The sequence below is a fragment of the Pseudoxanthomonas putridarboris genome (genome assembly GCF_038321125.1).
GTDB lineage: Bacteria > Pseudomonadota > Gammaproteobacteria > Xanthomonadales > Xanthomonadaceae > Pseudoxanthomonas_A > Pseudoxanthomonas_A putridarboris.
In genome coordinates, this window is the sequence record NZ_JBBWWT010000010.1 from 22,370 (window position 1) to 44,919 (window position 22,550).

The window sequence follows — 22,550 nt, forward strand, 5'->3', positions numbered from 1 at the left end:
GGCCGGTGCGCGCAGTATCGGGTGACAGCCAGATGACAGTGTGAGAACTTCGTTAAATCCGATGAGACTGATTGCACTGAATGACCTGGCGGAAGGCGGTTTCGTAGAGATGGAAGCCATGATCGGCGACGATGCCGAGTCGTTGATCCTCTACCGCGACAGCGCGGGCGTCAGGGCCTGGCTCAACATCTGCCCGCACGCCGGCCGCCGGCTGGACTGGGCGCCGGGCCAGTTCCTGAAGAGCAAGGACGGGCACCTGGTCTGCGCCGCCCATGGCGCATCCTTCGAACTGGTGCGCGGCGACTGCGTGGCCGGTCCATGCCGGGGCGATGCGCTGAAGGCCGTGCCGGTGCAGGTCCGCGATGGTGAGGTGTGGCTGGCCTGAGCGATGCGCGGGCCTGCCGGTCAGCCGATGGCCTGCAGGATCACGCAGTGCCAGCCGGTGCGGTAGGTCTCGTAACCGGGCGAGGTGGCCTGCGCGATGCAGTGCGGATGCTGTTCGTGCATCTCTTCCATGGCGCCGCGCGGCTTCGCGAACAATGCCTCCCGGCCGGGAAACTCCACCTGTCCCGCCTCCGACGCGCCCGCCGAGTCGGCCAGCACATGGCCCTGGCCATCGACGATGCAGACCCGGCTGCGGCACCATTCGGCCTCGGACAGCGGCGTGCGCTCGACGATGGTCTGCGCCAGCGCGTCCCAGCGGAACACGATGCCCAGCACGCCCAGCGGACGGCCCTGCACGCGTCCGCCTTCGCGCACCGTGCAGGAATAGACCAGCACGCGCTCGCCGCCGGCCAGCGGGCTGGCGTGCATCGACTGGAAGCCGAACTCCTCGCCGCTGTGCGTGCGCATGGCGCTCTGGAACCACTCCTGCCCGGCCACCGACTGCCCGGCGGAGCGGTACTGGCGCGGGCGGCCGTTGGCCAGCACGTCGCCGTGCAGGTCGGCCAGCACCAGGTCGAAGTAGACGGTGTAGGAATCCAGTATCTGGCCCAGCCGCTGGCTGGCGTGCGCCAATGCGGCCGGCTGCGGGTCCTGCGCCGCCGCGACCATCGCGCCGTCGGTGGCCCACCAGCGTACGTCGCAGCTGCGTTCGTACAGGTTGCGGTCGATCAGGTCGATGTTGGCCAGCGCCAGGTCGGTCAGGCGCGTGCGCCGCACGTCGTTCTGCAACTGGTCCAGGCGCTCGCGCAGTTCGGTGCTGGTGCGCCCGGCCATGCGGTCGATGTCCTGCGAGGTGTCGCTGACCCGGTGCGACAGCGTGTCCATCTCCTCGGCGATCACCCCGAAGCTGCGCCCGGCCGCGCCGATGCGCACGGCCTCGATGCGCGCGTTCATCGAGATGATGCGGGTGATGCGGTTGATCTCGTCGATGCGTTGCAGCGACTGCCGCAATTGCTTGAGCAGCGAATCCGAAAGCCCGGACACGGACCGGATATGGTCGTCGATGCCGGCATCGACGGCGTTGGCTGCGGCAATTGCGTTCATTGCGCTCCCGTGGGGTGAGGGCGGACTGCGTTGTGAGCCATGCCGCCGTTGCGATGCGGATGGCTGGGGTTGTTGAGGCGCTATCGGCGCGGTGGCGGAGGACTTTAATCGGCACCGGAACGGTGCGGTTTCGCCCCAGAAGGGGGCGCAGTCCGCGCGTCGGTGAAGAATCGCAGCGGCGACGGCCAGGAACCGAAACCCGAAGCGGAAGGGTTATCCCGATCATGGCTGCCAGGCCGTCAGGACGGAGGATGCCCATGTGGGAGCGACGTGAGTCGCGACCGAATGGCGAAAAAAGCAATCGGACGCGGATCAATGCGGAAACAGCGGATTAAAGCGGGAACGGCTTTGCGGGCGCTGTCCGGTTCGATCCATGCGCTTTCGTTTCCTTGATTTTCCGGTCGCGACTCACGTCGCTCCCACAAGGGAGTTGAATCAGCTTTTGCAGGCCAGCGGAGTCCCGGTTTGCCGCAGGCCACCGCGCCCGGGAATCCTTCGATGTGGGAGCGACGCGAGTCGCGACCGTGAGCGGGGGGAACCTGGTCGATACCGGGACAGGCGGAAAGAAAAACGCCGGCCTGTGCCGGCGTTTTCTGGGTTGGTGCGAAGAGCCTGAAGTCGTTGGACCCCGGCCTGTGCCGGGATGGCGATCGCTGCGGGGACGGATGTCCTGTACGGACAGGTTTATTCGGCCAATGGTTCATATCCCTCCCAGGAGATTGAAAGATCGCGATGTCCCTGTTTGGAAAGCTTTTTGGCCGAAAGGCATCGCAGCATCCCGTTACTGCGCATGAGTATGCCGAGCGCTACGCCTCCCTGGTCCGTTCGCGGTATCCGGACATCAAGGTCAGTGTGCAGAAGGACGATTCCGCCGGCCGTACCCGCGTGAGCTGGAAGGATGCCAATGGCGTCGTGGCCGACCAGTTCATGGGCAACTGGTATAGCCGTTACCAGCAGCAGCCTGAGGCATTGCAGTCGCTGCTGGAGGAGCAATTGGAAGAAGCGCTGAAGTCGATGTCGGCCGTCGCGCAGCCCACGCCACCGGACAGGAATACGCTGCTGCCGCTGGTGAAGACCACGGCCTGGCACCAGACCGCCGTGGCGCAACTCGCGGCGGCTGGTGTTGCCGACCCCGAGAAGCAGTTCCTCATCGAACCACTGGCCGGCGATCTGGTGCTGGTCTATATCGAGGACAAGCCGGACAGCATGAGTTATCTGTCGCCTTCCGGAATGGAGTCGCTGGGCCTGGATCTGCCGGCGTTGCGGGTCTTGGCGCTGGAGAATCTGGAGCGATTCCTGCCGCAGTTGGAGATCCAGGGCGGCGGCGGGCGCTATGCGGCCAGGCTGGACCGTAACTACGACGCCTGCATGGTGTTGTTGCTGGACCATTGGCGCGAACGCACCCCCGTGGACGGTGCGCCCGTCTTCGCCATCGCGGCTCGCGATGAACTGTTGATCTGCGGTAGCGGAGACGCACTCTCGGTCGAGGCGCTGCGCGGCATGGCGGCGAAGATCGCCGCGCAATCGGCGTATGGATTGTCGGACCAGTTGTTCACTTACAGGAACAGCCGACTGGACGTATTCGCGTAGTGCCGTAGCTGGGCAAGCGCAGCGCACCCGGGGCATGCGCGGTGTTCCCGGGTGCGCTGCGCTTGCCCGGGCTACGAAAGCGGGGTTGGGACGAGAGGGAAGAACGAAGAACGCCGGCAAGGCCGGCGTTCTTCGTGGGATGGCGCCGACGGGCCCGCGTGCGGCGCACGGGCCATCGCGTCACTTGAGTGCCTTGAACCTCAGGCGGTGGGGCTGCGCGCCTTCGGCGCCCAGGCGGCGCTTCTTGTCTTCCTCGTATTCGCGGTAGTTGCCCTGGAAGAACTCCACGTGGCTGTCGCCCTCGAAGGCGAGGATGTGGGTGGCGATGCGGTCCAGGAACCAGCGGTCATGGCTGATGACGAAGGTGTTGCCGGGGAATTCCAGCAATGCGTCTTCCAGCGCGCGCAGGGTTTCGATGTCCAGGTCGTTGGACGGTTCGTCGAGCAGCAGCACGTTGCCGCCCTGCAATAGCGTCTTGGCCATGTGCAGGCGGCCGCGCTCGCCGCCGGACAACGTGCCCACCAGCTTCTGCTGGTCCTGGCCCTTGAAGTTGAAGCGGCCGATGTAGGCGCGCGACTGGATTTCCACCCCGTTGATGTTGAGGATGTCCAGGCCGCCGGAGACTTCCTGGAACACGTTGTGGTTGCCTTCCAGCTTGTCGCGGCTCTGGTCCACGTAGGCCAGCTTGACCGTCGGGCCGATGCTGATGGTGCCGGAGTCGGGCTTTTCCTGGCCGGTGATCATCTTGAACAGCGTGGACTTGCCGGCGCCGTTGGGGCCGATGATGCCGACGATGGCGCCGGCCGGTACCAGGAAGCTCAGGTCGTCGATCAGCAGGCGGTCGCCGAACTTCTTGGTGACGTTCTTGAACTCGATGACGCTGTTGCCCAGGCGCTCGCCCGGCGGGATGAAGATCTCGTTGGTCTCGTTGCGGCGCTGGTAATCGACCGACTGCAGCTCGTCCAGGCGGGCCAGGCGCGCCTTGCCCTTGCTGCGGCCGCCCTTGGCGTTCTGCCGCGACCATTCCAGTTCCTTCTGGATCGCTTTCTGGCGCGCCTTCTCCTGGTTGTCTTCCTGCTTCAGGCGCTCTTCCTTCTGCACCAGCCAGTCGGTGTAGTTGCCCTTCCACGGGATGCCGCGGCCGCGGTCCAGTTCCAGGATCCACTCGGCGGCATTGTCGAGGAAGTAGCGGTCGTGGGTGACTGCCACCACGGTGCCGGTGTAGCGGGCCAGGAACTGTTCCAGCCACTCCACCGACTCGGCGTCCAGGTGGTTGGTGGGTTCGTCGAGCAGCAGCATGTCGGGCTTCTGCAGCAGCAGGCGGCACAGCGCCACGCGGCGCTTCTCGCCACCGGACAGCTTGCCGACGATGGCGTCCCACGGCGGCAGGCGCAGCGCATCGGCGGCCACTTCCAGCTGCTGTTCCACCATGTGCGCGTCGCCGGCGGCCAGAATGGCCTCCAGGCGCTGCTGCTCGGCGGCCAGCTTGTCGAAGTCGGCGCCTTCCTCGGCGTAGGCCTCGTAGACCTTGTCCAGCGCGGCCTGCGCCTGCAGCACTTCGCCCACGCCTTCCTCGACGGCTTCGCGCACGGTCTTGGTCGGGTCCAGCTCGGGTTCCTGCGCCAGGTAGCCGACCTTGATGCCGGGCTGCGGGCGGGCTTCGCCCTGGAAGTCGGTGTCCACGCCGGCCATGATCTTCAGCACGGTGGACTTGCCCGCGCCGTTCAGGCCCAGCAGGCCGATCTTGGCGCCGGGGAAGAACGACAGCGAGATGTCCTTGATGATCTGGCGCTTCGGCGGCACGATCTTGCTGACGCCGTTCATGGTGTAGATGTATTGCGACATGGGGGCTCCGGTGGCACAGGGCCGCGCCCGGTCCGGCGACGGAGGGCGAGGGGCAAAGAGGGAAGACGGCCATTATAGCCGGAGCCGGATCGCCGGCCGTTGGCTGAACGCCGGCATAGCGCTTTCGGGCGGTGTCGCGGTAACCGTTTTCCAGCCGGAATCGGTTCAGATGCGATGCGCATCATTCACTCACGTGCCACTTGAAAACGGAGTCGCCATGAACCGCAAACGCCTGCTCCAGAGCCTGGCCTGCACCGTGCTCGCCTTCGCGGTGACCGCACCCGTGCTGGCGCGCGAGAACGACCGCGGCTGGGACCGTGGACGCTACGACCGCCGCGATGATCGGCATGACCGCCGCGACGACCGCCGCGACCAGCGCCAGGCCTACCGCTACGGCTACCACGATGGCCGTCGCGACAACCGCTATTACGACAACCGTCGTTACCATGCGCCGCCGCCGCCGCCGCGCGTGGTCTATCGCCCGGCCCCGCAGTACCACCGCTGGGCCGTGGGCCAGCGCTACCACGACTACTACCGCGGCCCGGTCTACGTGGTGAACGACTACAACCATTACCACGTGCGCCGTCCGCCCCGCGGCTACCACTGGGTGCGCGACGACCGCGGCAACCTGCTGATGGTCGCCATCGCCACGGGCATCATCGCCGACCTGTTGCTCCACCACTGAGGCAGGATCGGCAGGTACCCCGAAAAGCGCGCTCCGGCGCGCTTTTCCCTTGCCGGATGCCCCGGACAGGCGGGGGAGGGCGGTGGATTCGTGGCGGGCGGCCCGCCGGGCTACAATCCGGGACCCCGCCCTTGCCCCCGGAGACCCGATGTTCCCGCGCGACGCCCGCATCGAAACCTACGATCCCGAACTGGCCCAGGCCATCGCCGACGAGGCGCGCCGGCAGGAGGATCACGTCGAGCTGATCGCCAGCGAGAACTACGCCAGCCCGCGGGTGATGGAGGCGCAGGGCAGCCAGTTGACCAACAAGTACGCCGAAGGCTATCCGGGCAAGCGCTACTACGGCGGTTGCGAGTACGTGGACGTGGCCGAGCAACTGGCCATCGACCGCCTGAAGCAGCTGTTCGGCGCCGACTACGCCAACGTGCAGCCGCACTCCGGTTCGCAGGCCAACCAGGCCGTCTACTTCGCGCTGCTGCAGCCGGGCGACACCATCCTCGGCATGTCGCTGGCGCACGGCGGCCACCTGACCCACGGCGCCAAGGTCAACGCCTCGGGCAAGCTCTTCGACGCCGTGCAGTACGGCGTGGACGGCCAGGGCCTGATCGACTACGACGAAGTCGAGAAGCTGGCGCTGGAGCACAAGCCGAAGATGGTGGTGGCCGGTTTCTCCGCGTATTCCCAGAAGATCGACTGGGCGCGCTTCCGCGCCATCGCCGACAAGGTCGGCGCCTGGCTGTTCGTGGACATGGCGCACGTGGCCGGCCTGGTGGCCGCGGGCGTGTATCCCAACCCGCTGCCGCATGCGCATGTGGTCACCTCGACCACCCACAAGACCCTGCGCGGCCCGCGCGGCGGCATCATCGTCGCCAGCAGGGAAGGCGCGGGCGAACAGTTCGACGATATCGCCAAGAAGCTGCAGAGCATCGTGTTCCCCGGCATCCAGGGCGGCCCGCTAATGCACGTGATCGCCGCCAAGGCGGTGGCCTTCAAGGAAGCGCTGGAGCCGGCCTTCACCGAGTACCAGCAGCAGGTGGTGAAGAACGCGCAGGCGATGGCCGGGACGATCATCTCGCGCGGCTACAAGATCGTCTCCGGCGGCACCGAGAATCACCTGATGCTGGTGGACATGATCGGCAAGGGCATCACCGGCAAGGTGGCCGAGGAAGCGCTGGGCAAGGCGCACATCACGGTCAACAAGAACGCCGTGCCCAACGACCCGCAGAAACCGTTCGTCACCTCCGGCCTGCGCATCGGCACCCCGGCGGTCACCACCCGCGGCTACAAGGAAGCGGACTGCGTGGCCCTGGCCAACTGGATCTGCGACGTGCTGGACAACCCGAGCGACGAGAAGGTGCTCGCAGGCGTCCGTGAAAACGTCACGAAGCAGTGCCGGGAGTTCCCGGTTTACGGTTGAGGGAAGCGGGAACGGGGAACGGGGAACAGGGAATGACGGTCCAGGATGGACTGATCGATCACAGGGAGGTGGAAGATGGCAGTGGATTTCCGTGAGTTGCGGGTTTGGGAGGAGGCGATGGTGTTGGCTGAGCAGGTTTACCAACTAGTACAGCGTTTCCCTGCCGACGAGCGTTACGGCTTGGTCAGCCAACTCAAGCGGGCCGTGGTCTCGGTTCCTTCCTGTATCGCCGAAGGCAACGCGCGTGGCTCGGTGCGGGATTATCTGCGCTTTCTTGCGATGGCCGCTGGATCGCTCGCGGAAGTCCAGACGCAAGTGTTGCTGGCCTTGCGCCTGGGCTTTGTCGAGTCGCGACAGGCCGACGCCTGCCTGGCCCAGCACCGCTCGGTTTCGATGCTCCTGCAATCAATGAGGAACGCCCTGCAACGCCGCAATGCTTCGGCGGCAGCGGAGCGTCATTCCCCGTTCCCCGTTCCCCGTTCCCGGCTTTAGCCCATGCATTGCCCCTTCTGCCAGCACACCGATACCCGCGTCATCGATTCGCGCGTCTCCGAGGACGGCGCGACGATCCGGCGCCGGCGCGAGTGCGAGGCCTGCGGGGAGCGCTTCAGCACGCTGGAGAACATCGAGATCAAGCTGCCGGCGGTCATCAAGAGCGATGGCCGCCGCGACACCTTCGATGCGCGCAAGCTGCGGGCCGGTTTCGACCGCGCGTTGCAGAAGCGGCCGGTGTCGGAGGAACAGATCGAGGCGGCCGTGCGCGCGGTGGTGCACGGCATCCGGATGAGCGGCGAGCGCGAGATCGCCTCGCGCCGGATCGGCGAGTTCGTGATGGCCGAGCTGCGCAAGCTGGACCACGTGGGCTACGTGCGTTTCGCCTCGGTCTACCGCAGCTTCGAAGACGTGGCCGATTTCCGCGAGGAGATCGAGAAGCTGGAGCGCGACCTGCCCAGCGCCAGCGGCCAGTTGCCGCTGCTGGGCGCGGATGTGGTGCCCTTCGACAAGAACCTCGACAAGAACAAGAAGCGCTGAGGCGCGTGGACATCGTCTATCTCTGCGACCGGATGGCGCTGGCCCCGTCGTTGGCGCAGGCGCACGTGGACGCCTTCGGCGCGCTGCTGCCGGACTGGACGGTGAAGCAGGCCGAAGAAGAGCTCCGTACGCACACGCAGGGCCGCGCGATTCCCACCACGCTGGTGGCGGTGGAGGGCGACGCATGGCAAGGGTCGGTCAGCCTGCTGCGGAACGACCACGACCGCATCCGCCAGTATTCGCCCTGGCTGGCCAGCCTGGTGGTGAAGCCGGAGGCGCGCCGCCGCGGCGTGGGCCGCGCCCTGGTTGCGCGTTGCGTGGCCGAGGCGGCGGTGCTGGGCGTGCCCACGCTGTACCTGTACTGCACCGACGCCGTGGACTATTACCGCGCGCTGGGCTGGCGCGTGCACGACCAGTTGGCGCTGGGGCCGCTGTGGGTCACCGTGATGGCGATCGATCCGACCCCGTAGGAGCGCCCTCGGGCGCGATGCTCTTGTCGATGGCGTCCCCGAAGAAAGCATCGCGCCCGAGGGCGCTCCTACGGAGGGGCGGTTCGGCTACGCTTCGGTACCGCCGCAGCAGGATGTTCCCGTGACCGACACCGATTTCGACGCCTTCGACCACCAGTGCATGGCCCGCGCGTTGCGCCTGGCCGAACGCGGCGCCTACACCACGCGCCCCAATCCGATGGTGGGTTGCGTGATCGCCCGCGAAGGCGAAATCGTCGGCGAGGGCTGGCACGTCAAGGCCGGCGAGCCGCATGCGGAAATACTCGCGTTGCAGGCGGCCGGCGAACGCGCCAGGGGTGCCACCGCCTATGTCACGCTGGAACCTTGCGCGCACACCGGCCGCACCGGTCCCTGCGCCGACGCGCTGGCCGCCGCGGGCGTGGCGCGCGTGGTAGCGGCCATGCGCGATCCGTTCCCGCAGGTGGACGGCGCCGGCTTCGACCGGTTGCGCGCGGCCGGCGTCGCCGTCGTGCAGTCGGGGCTGATGGAAGCGCAGGCGCGCCGCCTGATCCGCGGCTTCCTCTCGCGTTTCGAACGCGGCCGGCCCTGGGTGCGGGTGAAGCTGGCGACCAGCCTGGACGGACGCACGGCGATGGCCAACGGCGATTCCAGGTGGATCAGCGGCGAGGCCTCGCGCCGCGACGTGATGCGCTGGCGCGCGCGCGCGGGCGCCATCCTGACCGGCGCCGGCACGGTGCTGGCCGACGATCCCTCGCTGACCGTGCGCTTCGGCGACGACACGCCGTTCGAGCCGCCACTGCGCGTGGTCCTCGATCCGGGCCTGGCGACCGTGGCGCGCGGTCATGTGCGCGAGGGCGGCGCCCCCACGCTGTACATCCAGACCGCCGATGCCAAGCCGCCGCGCGATCTCGACGTGCAGCGCGCGGTGGCGCCGGCGGTGGGCAGCAGTTTCGATCTGCGCGCGGTGCTGGAACTGCTCGCGCAGCGCGGCATCAACGAGGTGCACGTGGAGGCCGGCGCGACGCTGGCCGGCGCCTTCCTGGCGGCCGGGCTGGCCGACGAAGTGCTGCTGTACGTGGCGCCGGTGCTGCTGGGCGACCGTGCGCGACCGCTGTTCGGCGGCCTGGGCATCGACGCCATGGCCCAGCGGTTGCGGCTGGAGATTGTCGACGTCCGCGCGATTGGCGAAGATCAGCGCCTCCTGCTGCAACCCGCCGCCCGCTGACCGCCCGCCATGGCCGCCTTCAAGGACCACTTTTCCGGCGTCGCCGATGTCTACGCCGCCTCCCGTCCGACCTACCCCGACGCGCTGTACGAGGCCATCGCGGCCGTCGTGCCGTCCACGGCGCGGGTGTGGGAGCCGGGTTGCGGCAGCGGGCAGGCCACGAGCGGTCTGGTGGCGCACTTCGCCCACGTCCATGCCACCGACCCCAGCGCCGCGCAGATCGAGCGGCACTGGGCTTTCGGCCGTACGGATCCTCGCGTCAGCCTGGCGGTGGAAACCGCCGAAACCACGGCGCTGGCGGATGGCAGCGTCGGCCTGGTGGCGGTGGCGCAGGCGCTGCACTGGTTCGACCGGCGCCTGTTCTTTTCCACCTGCGAGCGCGTGCTGGGCCCGGGCGGCGTGCTGGCGGCGTGGACTTACCAGGACATCGTGTTCGGCGACGACCTGGCCGAGGTGGCCGAGAAGGTCCGCGACGACATCGACCCGTACTGGCCGCCGGAACGCAGCGACGTGGACCTGGGCTATGGCGACTACGCCTGGCCGTTCGAGGCCTTGCCGACGCCGGCCCTGTGGCTGACGGCGGAGTGGAACCTGCCGCAGCTGCTGGGCTATTTCGCCAGCCTGTCGGCCACGGCGAGTTTCCGCGCCGCCACCGGGCAGGACCCGGTCTATGCCCATGCGCCCGCGCTGGCCGAAGCCTGGGGCGATCCGCAGCAGAAGCGTCCCCTGCGCTGGCCGCTGGTGCTGCACCTGCGCCGCAAACCGGGCTGAAGCCTTTGCAGGAACTGCGTAGGGTGCGCCCTGGCGCACCACCGCGATCCACAAACATTGAAACCCGTCTGTTCGCCACCCGGACGCGCCGCAAGGCATTCGCCAGCGCGCCTGTGCAACAGCCATCGGAGCGCGGTGCGCCGGGGCGCACCCTACGGCGCGGAACGCTGCGTTCAGGGCGGTTGGCGAAGCGGGTGTGTAGAATGCCCGGGCCGGTTCGCCGGCATTCCATATGCAACGTCTTCAGGGCGGGGTGCGATTCCCCACCGGCGGTAGGTCGCCCAGCGACAAGCCCGCGAGCGCCTCCAACCTCGTTGGAGGGTCAGCAGATCCGGTCCGATGCCGGAGCCGACGGTCAGGACCGGTTCGCCGGGACTGGAAAGTCCGGATGAAAGAAGACGGCAACCGTGCAAGCCGCGCCCCGGGTGCGGCCTTGTGCGCCTGCCTTCACGTCCCGGGGGCGTTTTTCGCTTTGGCTCTTGCGAGAAACGTTCATGACCCTGAATCTCCCGTTCGTCGTAACGCCGGCCGCTTTCTGCGGAGGTGCGTTGGTGTCCCCGTCCTCTCCCCATCCCTCTCCCGTGAACGGGAGAGTCGGTGCCATGCGGGATCGGCTCCGGTCGCGGACTTCTCCACTTCATTGCCTGGTACGCGGGAGCTGACATGTTCACGGGCATCATCGAAGGCGTCGGTCGCCTGGCCGTGTCCGAGCCGCGGGGCGGCGACGCCCGCCTGACCGTCGACGTGGGCACGTTGCCGTTCGACGCCGTGCGACTGGGCGAGAGCATCGCGGTGAACGGCGTCTGCCTGACCGTGATCGCGTTCGACGCGACGAGCTTCCAGGCCGATGCGTCCAACGAAACGCTGTCGCTGACCACACTGGGCGGCCTGGAAGCAGGCGCCGCCGTGAACCTGGAGCGCGCCATGCGACCCACCGACCGGCTCGGCGGCCACCTGGTCAGCGGCCACGTGGACGGCATGGGCCGCGTGCTGTCGGTGCACGAAGACGCCCGCGCGCAGCGCTGGCGCTTCTCCGCGCCGGCCGCGTTGCTGAAGTACATCGCGAAGAAGGGCTCGATCTGCGTGGACGGCGTCAGCCTGACCGTCAACGAAGTCGATGGCGAAGGCTTCGAGGTCGCGCTGATCCCGCACACGGTGTCGCACACCGCTTTCGCCGGCACCGGCATCGGCGGTGCGGTGAACCTGGAAATCGACCTGGTCGCCCGCTATGTCGAGCGCCTGCTGGCGGGCCGCGACGCGCTCCCTTGACCGTCGTTCCGGCGAAGGCCGGGACCCATCTTGATCTTCGGATCGCATCCGCAAGGCACCAGGTCCCGGCGTTCGCCGGGACGACGAAAAACAGAGAATCCGGAAAACCCCATGCCCTTCAGCCCCATCCCCGAACTGCTGGAAGAAATCCGCAACGGCCGCATGGTCGTGATCGTCGACGACGAGGACCGCGAGAACGAAGGCGACCTGATCATGGCCGCCGAGCTGGTCAAGCCGTCGGACATCAACTTCATGGTCACCCATGCGCGCGGGCTGGTGTGCCTGTCGCTGACCCGCGAACGCTGCTCGCAGCTCGGCCTGGCGCCGATGGTGCAGACCAATACCGCGCAGTTCCACACCAACTTCACCGTCAGCATCGAGGCGGCCGAGGGCGTGACCACCGGCATCTCCGCCTACGACCGCGCCCACACGGTGCGCACCGCCGTGCGGCCGGACGCCAGGCCCAGCGACCTGAGCCAGCCGGGCCACATCTTCCCGCTGATTTCGCAGCCCGGCGGCGTGCTGACCCGCGCCGGCCACACCGAGGCCGCAAGCGACCTGCCGATGCTGGCCGGGCTGGAGCCGGCCGGCGTGCTGGTCGAAGTGCTGAACCCCGACGGCAGCATGGCGCGGCGCCCGCAACTGGAAGTGTTCGCGCGCGAGCACGGGTTGAAGATGGGTTCCATCGCCGACCTGATCGCTTACCGCCTGGCCACCGAGCACACGGTGGAGCGCGTGGACGAGCGCGACATCGACACCGAGTTCGGCCCGTTCCGCCTGCTCACCTACCGCGACCGCATCGCCCACGACCTGCATTTCGCTCTGGTGCGCGGTGCGCCGGATGCGTCCACGCCCACGCTGGTGCGCGTGCAGGTGGAGAATCCGCTGGCCGACCTGCTGCACTGGCAGCGCGAGGATTTCGGCGTGGCCGGCACCGATGCGCTGCGCGCGATCGCGGCCGAAGGGCGGGGCGTGATGGTGGTGCTGTCGGCGCCGCGCGATACCGAGGCGTTGCTGGCACGGCTGCGCAAGCAGCCGGAAGTCGGCGCGCATGCCAAGGACGTCGGCCACTGGCGGCGCAACGGCGCCGGCGCGCAGATCCTGGCCGACCTGGGCCTGGGCAAGCTGCGCGTGCTGGGCACGCCGCGGCGGCAGGTGGGGCTGGCCGGGTTCGGGCTGGATGTTGTCGAGTACGTCGCCCCCTGAGGGGGTGGTGGGTTGCTGGTTCTCGGTTCCTGCTTCCTGGACCCACAACCCGCAACCCGGGCTTCCAGCCCGGCGCCTGCTAAACTCTCCCACCCCGAGGAACCCGCCCCATGCCCCATTACGAAGGCGATCTGCGCGCCCCCGAAGGCGCCCGCTTCGCGATCATCGCCAGCCGCTGGAACCCGCGCATCACCGATGTGCTGGTGGCCGGCGCGCGCCAGAGCCTGTCCGGCAACGGCGTGGCGGACGATGCGGTGGACGTGGTGCGCGTGCCCGGCGCCTGGGAAATCCCGGTCGCCGCCGCGCGCCTGGCCGCGGACGGGCGGCATGCCGCCATCATCGCGCTGGGCTGCGTGATCCGGGGCGACACCCGCCACTACGAACATGTCGCCGACCGCTGCGCCGAAGGCCTGATGCGCGTGCAGCTGGATTCCGGCGTACCGGTGATGAACGGCGTGCTGGCGGTGGAACGCATCGAGGATGCCGAGGCCCGCGCCGGCGGCAGCCATGGCAACAAGGGCGAAGAAGCCGCGCTGGCCGCCATCGAGATGGCGCAGTTGCTGGAACAGTTGCCGTGACCCATACGCACGACGCAGTGCAGGAGCCGACGTGAGCCGACACCATCATCCCCAGCGCAAGGACGGCGTAGATCCGGTCACGCGCGCCCGCGCCCGCCGCCGCGCCCTGCAGGCCGTGTATGCGTGGCAGATGTCCGGCGGCGAAGTGGGGCAGGTGATCGCCCAGTTCGCGCATGAGCAGGCCCACGAGATCGCCGACCTCGAATACTTCGAGGACCTGGTCCGTGGCGTGGTCAGGCACCGCGCCGAACTGGACGAAGCGCTGCTGCCGTACCTGGACCGCACCGTCGAGGAAGTGGACCCGATCGAACGCGCCGTGCTGCGCATCGCCACCTACGAACTGCGCCACCGCATCGACGTGCCCTACCGCGTGGTGTTGAACGAAGCCATCGAGACCTCCAAGCGCTTCGGCGCCGAGCATGGCCACACCTACGTCAACGGCGTGCTGGACCACGCCGCGGTCGAGTGGCGCCCGGCCGAAGCGAGCGCCAGGCCGCGCTGACCTCGATCGCGGTCAGCCGCCGACCACGATCGCCGCTCATGATCGTGGGAGCGCCGTCCCGGCGCGAGCTTTCGGACCACGCGGGTGGATGAAGCTCGCGGCCGGAGGCCGCTCCCACCGCCTCTTCCTTGAAAGCTCGCTATCCTGCGGCCATGACCACCGGTGAATTCGATCTGATCGCCCGCATCCGCGCACGCGCCGGTACGCGCGGGGACGTGGTGCTGGGCATCGGCGACGATGCCGCGTTGCTGGCGGTTCCGGCAGATCGGCAACTGGTGGTCACCACCGACACCTTGAACCACGGCGTGCATTTCCCCGAAGACGCTTCGCCGGCCGATATCGGCTGGAAATCGCTGGCGGTCAATCTCTCCGACCTCGCCGCCATGGGTGCGCAGCCGGCGTGGTGCACGCTGTCGCTGTCGTTGCCACAGTCCGATCCGGCCTGGATCGACGGCTTCCTCGATGGTTTCCTCGCACTGGCCGGGCGGCATGGCATCGCGTTGGTCGGCGGCGACACCACGCGCGGACCGCTGTCGATCTCGGTCACCGCGATGGGTCTGGTCGAAGCGGGACGCGCGTTGCGCCGGGACGGCGCACGGGTCGGCGACGACGTGTGGGTCACCGGCACGCCGGGCGACGCCGCGGCTGCGCTGGCGTTGCTCGACACGCAACCCACCCATGCCCTGCGCGCGCGCCTGGATCGTCCCATGCCGCGTATCGAGGCCGGGCACGCGCTGGCCGGCATCGCGCATGCCGCCGTCGATGTTTCCGACGGCCTGCTGGCCGACCTGGGCCACATCTGCACGCGCAGCGGCGTGGGCGCACAGGTGGAACTCGCGCAGTTGCCGGCGTCTGAAGCACTGCAAGGCGCCGTCGATGCGGAGGCACGCGTCGCCTTCCAGGCCACTGGCGGCGACGATTATGAATTGTGCTTCACCGCACCCGGAACGGCGCGCGAACGCATCGCCGCGCTGGCGGATGCGCTGGACCTGCGCTTCACCCGCATCGGCCGCATCGTGGCCGGCGAAGGCGTACAGGCCATCGCCGCGCACGGCGCGACCTGGCAGCCGCCGCGCCACGGCTACGACCATTTCTCCACCCCCTGACCTTACGCCTGTAGGAGCGGCTTTAGCCGCGACCACGTGTCGTCGGGGACACTCTGGATCCGGTAGCTCGCCATGTGGACGCACTGCAGCGCATTCATCACCCTGCACATGGAATCAATGTCGCGGCGCGGTCGCGGCTAAAGCCGCTCCTACAGAGGTACGTCGGAAGCCATGCCCGCGGCACACGCCACACACGATCTTGTGCGAGCGACGTAAGTCGCGACGAATACCCCCGACAGGGCCTCTGTCGTGCACGCGCAGGAGTGAAACATCGAATGCCTTGTCCACACGCCGATCCCTGTGATCCATGGCGATTGCACAATCCGAGTCCATCATCGCGACTTGCGTCGCTCCCACGGGGTTCATGCCGTCGGCGGCGGCAACACCTTCCCGGGGTTGAGGATGCCGTCCGGGTCGAAGGCGGCCTTCACTGCTCGCATCGCGTCCAGCGTCGCGGCATCGAAGGCATCGGCCATGAAGTCGCGCTTGCTCAGGCCGATGCCGTGTTCGCCCGACAGCGTGCCATCCAGCGACAGCACCAGCGCGAACAGGCGCGGCAATGCCGCGTGTGCGCGTGCGGTCTGCGCCGCATCGTCCGGGTGGTACATCAGGTTGACGTGCAGGTTGCCGTTGCCGGCATGGCCGAAGGCGACGATGGTCAGGTCGAACTCGTCGGCCAGGGCCTCGACGCCGGCCACCAGGTCGGGGATGCGCGAGACCGGCACCACCACGTCCTCGTTGATCTTGCCCGGTGCAATCGTGCGCAGCGCCGGCGACAGCGCGCGCCGTGCCGCCCACAGGCGATCGCGCGCGGCGCCATCGACGGCCACGTCCAGCGACAGCAGGCCCTCGCCTTCGGCTGCCGCGCCCAGCGCCGCCAGCACGTCCGGCAGCGTGTCGTGGCTGCCCTCGGCCTCGACCAGCAGCATCGCGCCCGCCTCGGGCACGTCGCTGCCGTTGTGGCGCAGCAGCGCCAGGCTGCGCCTGTCCATGAATTCCAGCATCGCCGGCGTGGCGGGCTGGTTCATCAGTCGCGACACGGCCGCGGCCGCGCTGCCGGCGTCGCGGTAGAACGCGCGCAGGCCGGCCTGTGCGATGGGGCGTGGCGATAGTTTCAATGTCGCTTCGACGATCAGCGCCAGCGTGCCTTCGCTGCCGACCAGCAGGTGGGTGAGGTCGTAGCCGGTGGAATCCTTGGTATACGGGCCGCCGCAGCGGATCAATTCGCCGGCGCCGGTCACCGCGACCAGACCCAGCACGTTGTCGCGCGCGGTGCCGTACTTCACCGCGCGTGGCCCGCCGGCATTGGTCGCCAGGTTGCCGCCGATGCTGCACACCTCCGCGCTGGACGGGTCGGGCGGCCAGAACAGGCCGTGCGGCATCAGCGCCTGCTGCAGTTCGCCGTTGAGCACGCCCGGCTCGACCACCGCGCAGCGGTCGGCGGCGCGCACTTCCACGATGCGGTTCATCCGTGCGAAGGAGACCACCACGCCGCCCTGCGTGGGCACGGCCGCGCCGGTGGTGCCGGTGCCGGCGCCGCGCGCGACGATGGGTACGCGATGCGCGCGGCAGGCGCGCACGATGGCGACCACATCCTCGCGCGTGCGCGGCTGCGCCACCGCGTCGGGCAAGGCCCAGCGGCGCGAATCGTCCTCGCCGTGCCGGCGCCGCGCGGCTTCGTCGGTCAGCCAGCCATCGCCGAGCAGCGTGGAAAGTTCATCGTGCAGGGCGGTGGGCAGCATCGTGTCCATCCTCACATTGTAGGTAGGAGCGCCCCATGGGCGAGATCCGCGTAGGAGCGGCCCACGCCCGCGATGCTCTTCGATGGGTTTCCGCGATCGCGCCCATGGGGCGCTCCTACGTTTCGTCGGCGCGGAAGGCATCCTTGATCCACGCCAGCCGTGGCGCATCGGGATCGCCTTCGGCCTCCACCACGTCGAAGCGGCAGGCGTCGTCGGCGTGGGCGGGATGGTCCTGCAGGAAGCGTTGCGCGGCGTGCACCAGCCGGCGGCGCTTGCCGATGTCCACCGAGGCCGCGCCGCCGCCGAACGCGCGCGATCGCCGGTAGCGCACTTCCACGAAGACCAGCGTGCGCCGCCCGGCGCGGTCGGCTTCCAGCATCACCAGGTCGAGTTCGCCGCCGCGATAACCGGCGTTGGCGGCGATGTCCTTCAGACCGGCGCGCAGCAGCAGGGCGCGTGCGGCGGCTTCGGCGGCCTGGCCGCGGGCGCGTCGGTCAACCGCCATCCGCCACGGGGACCGGCTGGCCGCCGCTGAAGGTCGACCAGGCCGGTGCGCGCACCACGTTGCCGAAGCCGTCCAGCTGCAGGCGGCCGGTGGCGCCGCGGATCTCGGTATTGATGCCCAGTGCGAGCTTTTCCAGGTAGGCGGTCAGCAGCCAGGCGTCGTAGCCGAAGGCGAACAGGCGCGCGGCCGGTCCACGCGCGGTCGGCACGCGCTCGCCGGTCACGCTGGCGGCGGGCAGCGCCGACAGGCCGCGCGACGTCCATACGTCGGTGGGGAACACGATGCCGTCCAGGGCCATGTCGTCGACCGCCTTGCCGGTGCCGGAGGTCAGTTGCGAGGTGCCCACGCGCGTGGCGCCGCCCAGGCCGGCGAGCGCCAGCTGCGGGGTCAGGCTGCGCGCGGTGGAGCCCTTCACGGCGAGGAACACGGCATCGACGCCTTCCTGCCCGGCGGTGGCCAGCGCGGACGACAGGTCGCCCGGCGTGTCCGCCACGCTGATGACACGACCGACCTTGCCGCCGCGTTCGGTGAAACGCTGGCGGAAGGCCTGCGAGGCGCGGCGGCCGTTGTCGTCGCTGCCTTCGATGATCAGTGCGTTGCGGCGTTCGCGCGCCAGCGCGTATTCGGCGGCGGCGAGGCCATCGTCCTCCGGCGCCAGCGAAAAGCCCGCGTTGCCGGCCGGCGGGGCCTCGGTGCCACGGTTCAGCACCAGCACCGGCACGGCCAGTTCCGGCTGCTGGAACAGCGCGCTGACTTCGTCGCGTCCCAGCGGGCCGACCACGAAATCGGCACCGGAGGCGACCGCGCGGCCATAGGCGTCCAGCGCGCCGGCGGCAGTGCCGGCGGTGTCGTAGAACTGGATCTCGGGGCGGCGGCGGCGCTCGCCGTAGTAGCCGGCCAGCAGGCCATCGCGCACGGGCGCGGCGGCGGTGGCCAGGTTGCCCGACAGCGGCAGCAGTACCGCCAGCCTGACCGGCGGGCGGTAGCCGTCGCTTTCGGCGGCGGGGCGGTTGGCGGCATCGAAGCGCCATTGCGCGCCATGGTCGAACGGGCGCGGCAGCGGCAGGCCGCGGCGCTGCAGCGCGCGGCCGGCGAAGTTGTACAGCGGGTCGCCGGCGGGCAGGGCGGCGGCGTCGCGCGCCAGGGTGGCATCGTCCAGCGTGGACAACAGGCGGTCGATCTCGCGGGTGTTGTCGGTGCGGGCCGAACCGACCAGCACGGCATCCTGGCGGGCCAGTTCCGCCGCGGCGACGAAGGCCGGCGCATAGCGCGCGGCCGATTGGACCGGGCTGCCGGGCGTGGTGGCGCAACCGGCCAGCAGGGCGGCCAGCAACAGCAGGGCGAAGATCCTTCCGAAGCGCGTATCCATAAGCGTAGTCAGCGGCCGAGCAGGGGAACCGGCTACGATTCTACCCTCAGCACGGATGACCACTCGCATGCCCGCCGGAACCCTGTTCATCGTCGCCACCCCCATCGGCAACCTGGCCGACCTGTCGCCGCGCGCGCTGGAGACCCTGCGCAGCGTGGCCGCGATCTGCGCCGAGGACACCCGCCACAGCGGCCAGTTGCTGTCCCACTTCGGCGTGGACAAGCCGCTGCTGGCCCTGCACGAGCACAACGAGGACGCGCTGGCCCAACGCATCGTCTCCCGCCTGCTGGCCGGTGAATCGCTGGCGCTGGTCAGCGACGCCGGCACGCCGCTGGTCAGCGATCCGGGCTACCGCGTGGTCCGTGCCGCCCGCGCGGCCGGCGTGAAGGTCAGCCCGGTGCCCGGCGCCTGCGCGGCGATCGCCGCGCTGAGCGTGGCCGGGCTGCCGAGCGACCGGTTCGCCTTCGAGGGCTTCCTGCCGGCCAAGGCCGCCGCGCGGCGCGAGCGCTTGCAGCGGCTCGCGGGCGAAACCCGCACGCTGGTGTTCTACGAATCCTCGCACCGCATCGCCGAATCGCTGGCGGACATGCGCGCCGCCTTCGGCGACGACCGCCCCGCGGTGCTGGCGCGCGAGCTGACCAAGCTGTTCGAGACGGTGTTGGACGGCACGCTGGCCGGACTGCATGCCCGGGTCGAAGCCGACGACAACCAGCGCAAGGGCGAGTTCGTCGTCGTCGTGCAGGGCGCCGGCGACGATGCCGAGGCGCAACTGGCGGAAGGCTTGCGCGTGCACGCCATCCTCGGCCAGCACCTGCCGCCTTCCACGGCGGCGAAACTGGCGGCCGAGATCACCGGCGCGCCGCGCAAGGCGCTGTATGCGCGCGGCGGCTCAGGTTGACGGCGGTTTTCAGGGCAGCAGGACCGCCGCGCCCAGCAGGCCTCCCTCGCGCAGATCGGCCAGCGCGTCGTTGGCGCGGGCCAGCGGGTAGCGGCTGACCCGGGTGTCCAGGCCGATCTTCGGCGCCAGCGCCAGGAAATCCAGCGCATCGGCCCGGGTCAGGTTGGCGACCGAAACGATCTGCCGTTCTTCCCACAGCCATCGGTAGGGGAAGCTAGGGATATCGCTCATATGGATGCCGGCGCAGACCACGCGCCCGCCCTTGCGCACGGCGCGCAGCGCCGCCGGCACCAGATCGCCGACCGGAGCGTAGATCAGCGCGGCGTCCAGCGCTACCGGCGGAGGCCGATCCGAATCCGAAGCCGAGGCGGCGCCCAGCGACAAGGCGAATGCCTGCGCGGTACGGTCGCCCGGGCGGGTGAAGACATGCAGTTCGCGGCCCTGCCAGCGCGCCACCTGCAGGATCAGGTGGCCGGCCGCGCCGAAGCCGTAGATGCCCAGGCGCCGCCCGTCGCCGGCCATCACCAGCGAGCGCCAGCCGATCAGGCCGGCGCACAGCCATGGCGCCAGTTCGGCCGCATCGCCGGTTTCCGGCAACGGATAGGCATGACGCGCCTCGGCCAGTACATGGCTGGCGAAACCGCCGTCGCGGCTGTAGCCGGTGAAGCCCGGTCGGTCGCAGAGGTTTTCCCGCTCGGCCAGGCAGTACTCGCAGTGCCGGCAGGTATGGCCCAGCCAGCCGACGCCGACGCGCTGGCCGCCGCGCAGGCCCTGTACGCCTTCGCCCAGCGCCTCGATCACGCCGACGATCTCGTGGCCGGGGACAACCGGGTGCAAGAACGGCAGATCGCCATCGACCACATGCAGATCGGTACGGCAGACGCCGCAGGCCTCCACCCGGACAAGAACTTCGCCGGCGCCCGGCATGGGAGTGGCGCGTTCGATCGCTTCCAGCGGATGGCCGACCCGGCTGAGCAGCATGGCGTGCATGGCCGCAGTATAGGCTTGGGCGCCGACGGGCGGTCCCGTCCGGAATGCGCGCCGAACATCCGATCGTTTCGTGTCTCGCCGGTCTTCGCGGTCGATCCCGTGAAGGGAGTCGGCCATGGCGCGATCGGCGCTGTCGGTGGCGATGCTGACCGCAACACAACCGGCTTCCCGAAGGAACCCGGCTGGGTTCCGCACCGGATCCGGGCGCGTGCGACAATGCACGCGGCGGAGTCGGCCAGACAGTCGCGTCACCCGCAAGGGTGCCGAGGAAAGTCCGGGCTCCACAGGGCACGGTGCCAGGTAACGCCTGGGCGGCGCGAGCCGACGGAAAGTGCAACAGAAAGATACCGCCGATGGCCCCGTCACCCCTGTATCGCTCAAGTGATGTCCGGACTTGGCGACGCGCGCAGCGCGGCGACCAAGTCTTTCCCATCAAGGGTTGAAGGACGAACCCGGAAGCTTTGGCGACACAGGGGTGGCGGGGCACAGGCAAGGGTGAAATGGTGCGGTAAGAGCGCACCGCGAGCCTGGCAACAGGCCGGCACGGCAAACCCCACCGGGAGCAAGACCAAATAGGGACCTCATGGCGCGGCCCGCGTCGGGTCCGGGTAGGTTGCTCGAGCGCAGCGGCGACGTTGCGCCTAGAGGAATGACTGTCCACGACAGAACCCGGCTTATCGGCCGGCTCCGCCGCTTTTTCAAAGCGCCATCGGCGCTTTGAAAAAGCCCCAAGGTTTGCGCCGCAAACCTTGGGCCCCGGGCCCATCGCTTCCACACCCCCGCTCACGCTTATGCGCGAGCCGCCCCCTGACTCAGGGGCTGGAGAGCTTGCTGGCTTGAGCGGTGCGCGCACCTTGTGGGAGCGACGTCAGTCGCGACCGGGATCGTCATGGATCTAGGGGGCCCATGTCCGGGCTTGGATCAGTGCCCGCCTGGCGCACTATTCGCATCGATCCTTGCGTTCTCACTCGATCCGCGTCCAATGTCTTTCGGATTCGCGGTCGCGACTCACGTCGCTCCCACAAGGGCGGGCCTATGCAGCCGGCCCGATGCGCAGCGTGGTTTCGCCTTCGGGAACGCCATCCGGGCCGAAGCGGCGTTCGCTGATCCAGCCGTGGCCGGCATGGTCGATGGCGATCAGCGTGCTGGCGCGGGTGCCGTAGACCTCGTTGCGGATGAAGGCGGACGACAGCATCCGCTCGCGCTCGCGGCCCACGCCGGTGTCGGGCAGGCGGTCGTCCGCGGCCGGCGTTTCGTCCGCCAGCGCCTGCCATAGCGCGGTCACTCCGGATTCGCCCGAGGTCAGCCAGGCGGCCAGCCTTTCCTTCAATGCCAGCGTCTTGGGCCAGGGTTCGTCCAGGTCGCCGTTCGACAGGCCATGCACCCCGGGCGCCAGCGATACACGGCGCGGGATGGGGTAGTTGCTGACGTATTCGCAATGGTCGCTATCGGCCAGCAGCAGGTTGAACGGCGCGAAGGCCTCGGCGACGGCCAGCAGTCCGAGCGCCTGGTGCCGGGCGTCATCGGTTCCGGTCAGGAAACCCGTGGCCAATTGCCCGCGCGACGGGGCGCCGGCCACCTGGATGGCCGGGTCGCGCACGTTGGTGACCACCGCCATCCGCCCATTCGCATCGATCCCGGCCCAGGTGCCGCCGGACTGCAGGTCGCGCCCGGCCAGTACCTGCGGGTGGTCGGCCCAGTGGCCGAGCGCGGCGGTGGGACGGGCATGGAACTCGTCCCGGTTGCCGGCCAGCAGCAGCCGCCAGCGAGGGTGGGTCTTCCAGGCGAGGGCGAGCAGGCACATGGACCGATTCTGGCGCCGCGGATTGCGCACGGCCAGCCTTTTGTCGCGCGTAAGTGTG

21 protein-coding genes, 1 other RNA gene, 1 pseudogene and 1 riboswitch are annotated in these 22,550 nt (G+C 69.1%); of the genes and pseudogenes, 16 read left to right on the top strand and 7 right to left on the bottom strand.

The annotated features are described in order from the left end of the window. Positions 1-61 precede the first annotated feature (61 nt). Positions 62-385: a Rieske (2Fe-2S) protein gene (locus AAD027_RS16330; RefSeq protein WP_341727094.1), complete on the top strand. Its 324-nt coding sequence runs from the start codon at positions 62-64 to the stop codon at positions 383-385. Positions 386-405: 20 nt separating this feature from the next. Here AAD027_RS16330 and AAD027_RS16335 read toward each other — a convergent pair whose 3' ends face one another. Next, positions 406-1,488 (bottom strand): methyl-accepting chemotaxis protein, encoded by a 1,083-nt coding sequence (locus AAD027_RS16335; protein WP_341727095.1) that lies wholly within the window; start codon positions 1,486-1,488, stop codon positions 406-408. 732 nt (positions 1,489-2,220) lie between these two features. Between AAD027_RS16335 and AAD027_RS16340 the strand changes: the two genes are divergently transcribed. Further along, positions 2,221-3,078 (top strand): DUF1444 domain-containing protein, encoded by an 858-nt coding sequence (locus AAD027_RS16340; protein ID WP_341727096.1) that lies wholly within the window; start codon positions 2,221-2,223, stop codon positions 3,076-3,078. Positions 3,079-3,258: 180 nt separating this feature from the next. Here the strand turns inward: AAD027_RS16340 and ettA are convergent, their stop codons facing one another. Then, entirely contained in the window at positions 3,259-4,923 is a 1,665-nt protein-coding gene (gene ettA / locus AAD027_RS16345) for an energy-dependent translational throttle protein EttA (protein ID WP_341727097.1), read from the bottom strand. A 217-nt stretch (positions 4,924-5,140) separates the two neighbouring features. Here ettA and AAD027_RS16350 point away from each other — a divergent pair, with 217 nt between their 5' ends. From AAD027_RS16350 to thiL, 12 genes are all read left to right on the top strand, one after another. After that, positions 5,141-5,608, top strand: coding sequence for an RcnB family protein (locus AAD027_RS16350; protein ID WP_341727098.1), 468 nt, complete (start codon positions 5,141-5,143; stop codon positions 5,606-5,608). A gap of 148 nt (positions 5,609-5,756) precedes the next feature. Beyond that, the gene (gene glyA, locus AAD027_RS16355) at positions 5,757-7,025 is read left to right on the top strand and encodes a serine hydroxymethyltransferase (protein WP_341727099.1); all 1,269 of its coding nucleotides are present in this window, start codon (positions 5,757-5,759) and stop codon (positions 7,023-7,025) included. 75 nt (positions 7,026-7,100) lie between these two features. Beyond that, positions 7,101-7,517, top strand: coding sequence for a four helix bundle protein (locus AAD027_RS16360; protein WP_341727100.1), 417 nt, complete (start codon positions 7,101-7,103; stop codon positions 7,515-7,517). 3 nt (positions 7,518-7,520) lie between these two features. Then, a complete protein-coding gene (nrdR, locus tag AAD027_RS16365; protein ID WP_341727101.1) occupies positions 7,521-8,057 on the top strand; it encodes a transcriptional regulator NrdR in 537 nt (178 codons plus the stop codon). A gap of 32 nt (positions 8,058-8,089) precedes the next feature. Then, entirely contained in the window at positions 8,090-8,527 is a 438-nt protein-coding gene (locus AAD027_RS16370; protein WP_341727161.1) for a GNAT family N-acetyltransferase, read from the top strand. Between the two features lie 160 nt (positions 8,528-8,687). After that, positions 8,688-9,752 carry a bifunctional diaminohydroxyphosphoribosylaminopyrimidine deaminase/5-amino-6-(5-phosphoribosylamino)uracil reductase RibD gene (gene ribD, locus AAD027_RS16375; RefSeq protein WP_341727162.1) on the top strand — a complete coding sequence of 355 codons (1,065 nt, stop codon included), beginning with the start codon at positions 8,688-8,690 and terminating at the stop codon, positions 9,750-9,752. Positions 9,753-9,761: 9 nt separating this feature from the next. Then, the gene (locus tag AAD027_RS16380) at positions 9,762-10,523 is read left to right on the top strand and encodes a class I SAM-dependent methyltransferase (protein ID WP_341727102.1); all 762 of its coding nucleotides are present in this window, start codon (positions 9,762-9,764) and stop codon (positions 10,521-10,523) included. A 235-nt stretch (positions 10,524-10,758) separates the two neighbouring features. Continuing rightward, positions 10,759-10,927: riboswitch (FMN riboswitch) on the top strand. Between the two features lie 259 nt (positions 10,928-11,186). Beyond that, positions 11,187-11,792: a riboflavin synthase gene (locus tag AAD027_RS16385; RefSeq protein WP_341727103.1), complete on the top strand. Its 606-nt coding sequence runs from the start codon at positions 11,187-11,189 to the stop codon at positions 11,790-11,792. 111 nt (positions 11,793-11,903) lie between these two features. Then, positions 11,904-12,998 (top strand): 3,4-dihydroxy-2-butanone-4-phosphate synthase, encoded by a 1,095-nt coding sequence (ribB, locus tag AAD027_RS16390; RefSeq protein ID WP_341727104.1) that lies wholly within the window; start codon positions 11,904-11,906, stop codon positions 12,996-12,998. Positions 12,999-13,108: 110 nt separating this feature from the next. Next, positions 13,109-13,576, top strand: coding sequence for a 6,7-dimethyl-8-ribityllumazine synthase (gene ribH / locus AAD027_RS16395; RefSeq protein WP_341727105.1), 468 nt, complete (start codon positions 13,109-13,111; stop codon positions 13,574-13,576). 31 nt (positions 13,577-13,607) lie between these two features. Continuing rightward, positions 13,608-14,078 (top strand): transcription antitermination factor NusB, encoded by a 471-nt coding sequence (nusB, locus tag AAD027_RS16400; RefSeq protein WP_341727106.1) that lies wholly within the window; start codon positions 13,608-13,610, stop codon positions 14,076-14,078. A 152-nt stretch (positions 14,079-14,230) separates the two neighbouring features. Further along, positions 14,231-15,184 (top strand): thiamine-phosphate kinase, encoded by a 954-nt coding sequence (thiL, locus tag AAD027_RS16405; protein WP_341727107.1) that lies wholly within the window; start codon positions 14,231-14,233, stop codon positions 15,182-15,184. Between the two features lie 362 nt (positions 15,185-15,546). On the opposite strand, the gene AAD027_RS16410 is transcribed toward thiL, so the two are convergent. The 3 genes and pseudogenes from AAD027_RS16410 to AAD027_RS16420 form a co-directional block, all read right to left on the bottom strand. Continuing rightward, complete coding sequence (locus AAD027_RS16410; protein WP_341727108.1) at positions 15,547-16,935, bottom strand: FAD-binding oxidoreductase; 1,389 nt, start codon at positions 16,933-16,935, stop codon at positions 15,547-15,549. A gap of 106 nt (positions 16,936-17,041) precedes the next feature. Continuing rightward, positions 17,042-17,431 (bottom strand): YraN family protein, encoded by a 390-nt coding sequence (locus AAD027_RS16415; protein ID WP_341727109.1) that lies wholly within the window; start codon positions 17,429-17,431, stop codon positions 17,042-17,044. Continuing rightward, positions 17,421-18,686, bottom strand: a pseudogene (locus AAD027_RS16420) (penicillin-binding protein activator); the annotation flags it as partial. The gene AAD027_RS16415 and the pseudogene AAD027_RS16420, both read right to left, overlap by 11 nt. 181 nt (positions 18,687-18,867) lie before the next feature. On the opposite strand from AAD027_RS16420, the gene rsmI reads away from it, so the two are divergent. Continuing rightward, a complete protein-coding gene (gene rsmI / locus AAD027_RS16425) occupies positions 18,868-19,698 on the top strand; it encodes a 16S rRNA (cytidine(1402)-2'-O)-methyltransferase (protein WP_425605483.1) in 831 nt (276 codons plus the stop codon). A gap of 9 nt (positions 19,699-19,707) precedes the next feature. Here rsmI and AAD027_RS16430 read toward each other — a convergent pair whose 3' ends face one another. Then, a complete protein-coding gene (locus tag AAD027_RS16430; protein ID WP_341727111.1) occupies positions 19,708-20,688 on the bottom strand; it encodes a zinc-dependent alcohol dehydrogenase family protein in 981 nt (326 codons plus the stop codon). 227 nt (positions 20,689-20,915) lie between these two features. Here AAD027_RS16430 and rnpB point away from each other — a divergent pair. After that, an RNA gene (gene rnpB / locus AAD027_RS16435) (RNase P RNA component class A) lies at positions 20,916-21,381 on the top strand. A gap of 340 nt (positions 21,382-21,721) precedes the next feature. Here the strand turns inward: rnpB and AAD027_RS16440 are convergent. Then, positions 21,722-22,492: an NRDE family protein gene (locus tag AAD027_RS16440; RefSeq protein WP_341727112.1), complete on the bottom strand. Its 771-nt coding sequence runs from the start codon at positions 22,490-22,492 to the stop codon at positions 21,722-21,724. Positions 22,493-22,550: the final 58 nt, after the last annotated feature.

What these genes read in the sequence shown, in the direction of transcription:
- AAD027_RS16430 (WP_341727111.1), bottom strand. Translation starts at nt 20,688, where the DNA reads ATGCACGCCATGCTGCTCAGCCGGGTCGGCCATCCGCTGGAAGCGATC.
- AAD027_RS16370 (WP_341727161.1), top strand. Translation starts at nt 8,090, where the DNA reads ATGGCGCTGGCCCCGTCGTTGGCGCAGGCGCACGTGGACGCCTTCGGC.
- thiL (WP_341727107.1), top strand. Translation starts at nt 14,231, where the DNA reads ATGACCACCGGTGAATTCGATCTGATCGCCCGCATCCGCGCACGCGCC.
- ettA (WP_341727097.1), bottom strand. Translation starts at nt 4,923, where the DNA reads ATGTCGCAATACATCTACACCATGAACGGCGTCAGCAAGATCGTGCCG.
- nrdR (WP_341727101.1), top strand. Translation starts at nt 7,521, where the DNA reads ATGCATTGCCCCTTCTGCCAGCACACCGATACCCGCGTCATCGATTCG.
- AAD027_RS16330 (WP_341727094.1), top strand. Translation starts at nt 62, where the DNA reads ATGAGACTGATTGCACTGAATGACCTGGCGGAAGGCGGTTTCGTAGAG.
- AAD027_RS16350 (WP_341727098.1), top strand. Translation starts at nt 5,141, where the DNA reads ATGAACCGCAAACGCCTGCTCCAGAGCCTGGCCTGCACCGTGCTCGCC.
- ribD (WP_341727162.1), top strand. Translation starts at nt 8,688, where the DNA reads ATGGCCCGCGCGTTGCGCCTGGCCGAACGCGGCGCCTACACCACGCGC.
- AAD027_RS16440 (WP_341727112.1), bottom strand. Translation starts at nt 22,492, where the DNA reads ATGTGCCTGCTCGCCCTCGCCTGGAAGACCCACCCTCGCTGGCGGCTG.
- AAD027_RS16410 (WP_341727108.1), bottom strand. Translation starts at nt 16,935, where the DNA reads ATGGACACGATGCTGCCCACCGCCCTGCACGATGAACTTTCCACGCTG.
- glyA (WP_341727099.1), top strand. Translation starts at nt 5,757, where the DNA reads ATGTTCCCGCGCGACGCCCGCATCGAAACCTACGATCCCGAACTGGCC.
- AAD027_RS16360 (WP_341727100.1), top strand. Translation starts at nt 7,101, where the DNA reads ATGGCAGTGGATTTCCGTGAGTTGCGGGTTTGGGAGGAGGCGATGGTG.
- AAD027_RS16385 (WP_341727103.1), top strand. Translation starts at nt 11,187, where the DNA reads ATGTTCACGGGCATCATCGAAGGCGTCGGTCGCCTGGCCGTGTCCGAG.
- ribH (WP_341727105.1), top strand. Translation starts at nt 13,109, where the DNA reads ATGCCCCATTACGAAGGCGATCTGCGCGCCCCCGAAGGCGCCCGCTTC.
- rsmI (WP_425605483.1), top strand. Translation starts at nt 18,868, where the DNA reads ATGCCCGCCGGAACCCTGTTCATCGTCGCCACCCCCATCGGCAACCTG.
- ribB (WP_341727104.1), top strand. Translation starts at nt 11,904, where the DNA reads ATGCCCTTCAGCCCCATCCCCGAACTGCTGGAAGAAATCCGCAACGGC.
- AAD027_RS16335 (WP_341727095.1), bottom strand. Translation starts at nt 1,488, where the DNA reads ATGAACGCAATTGCCGCAGCCAACGCCGTCGATGCCGGCATCGACGAC.
- AAD027_RS16340 (WP_341727096.1), top strand. Translation starts at nt 2,221, where the DNA reads ATGTCCCTGTTTGGAAAGCTTTTTGGCCGAAAGGCATCGCAGCATCCC.
- AAD027_RS16380 (WP_341727102.1), top strand. Translation starts at nt 9,762, where the DNA reads ATGGCCGCCTTCAAGGACCACTTTTCCGGCGTCGCCGATGTCTACGCC.
- AAD027_RS16415 (WP_341727109.1), bottom strand. Translation starts at nt 17,431, where the DNA reads ATGGCGGTTGACCGACGCGCCCGCGGCCAGGCCGCCGAAGCCGCCGCA.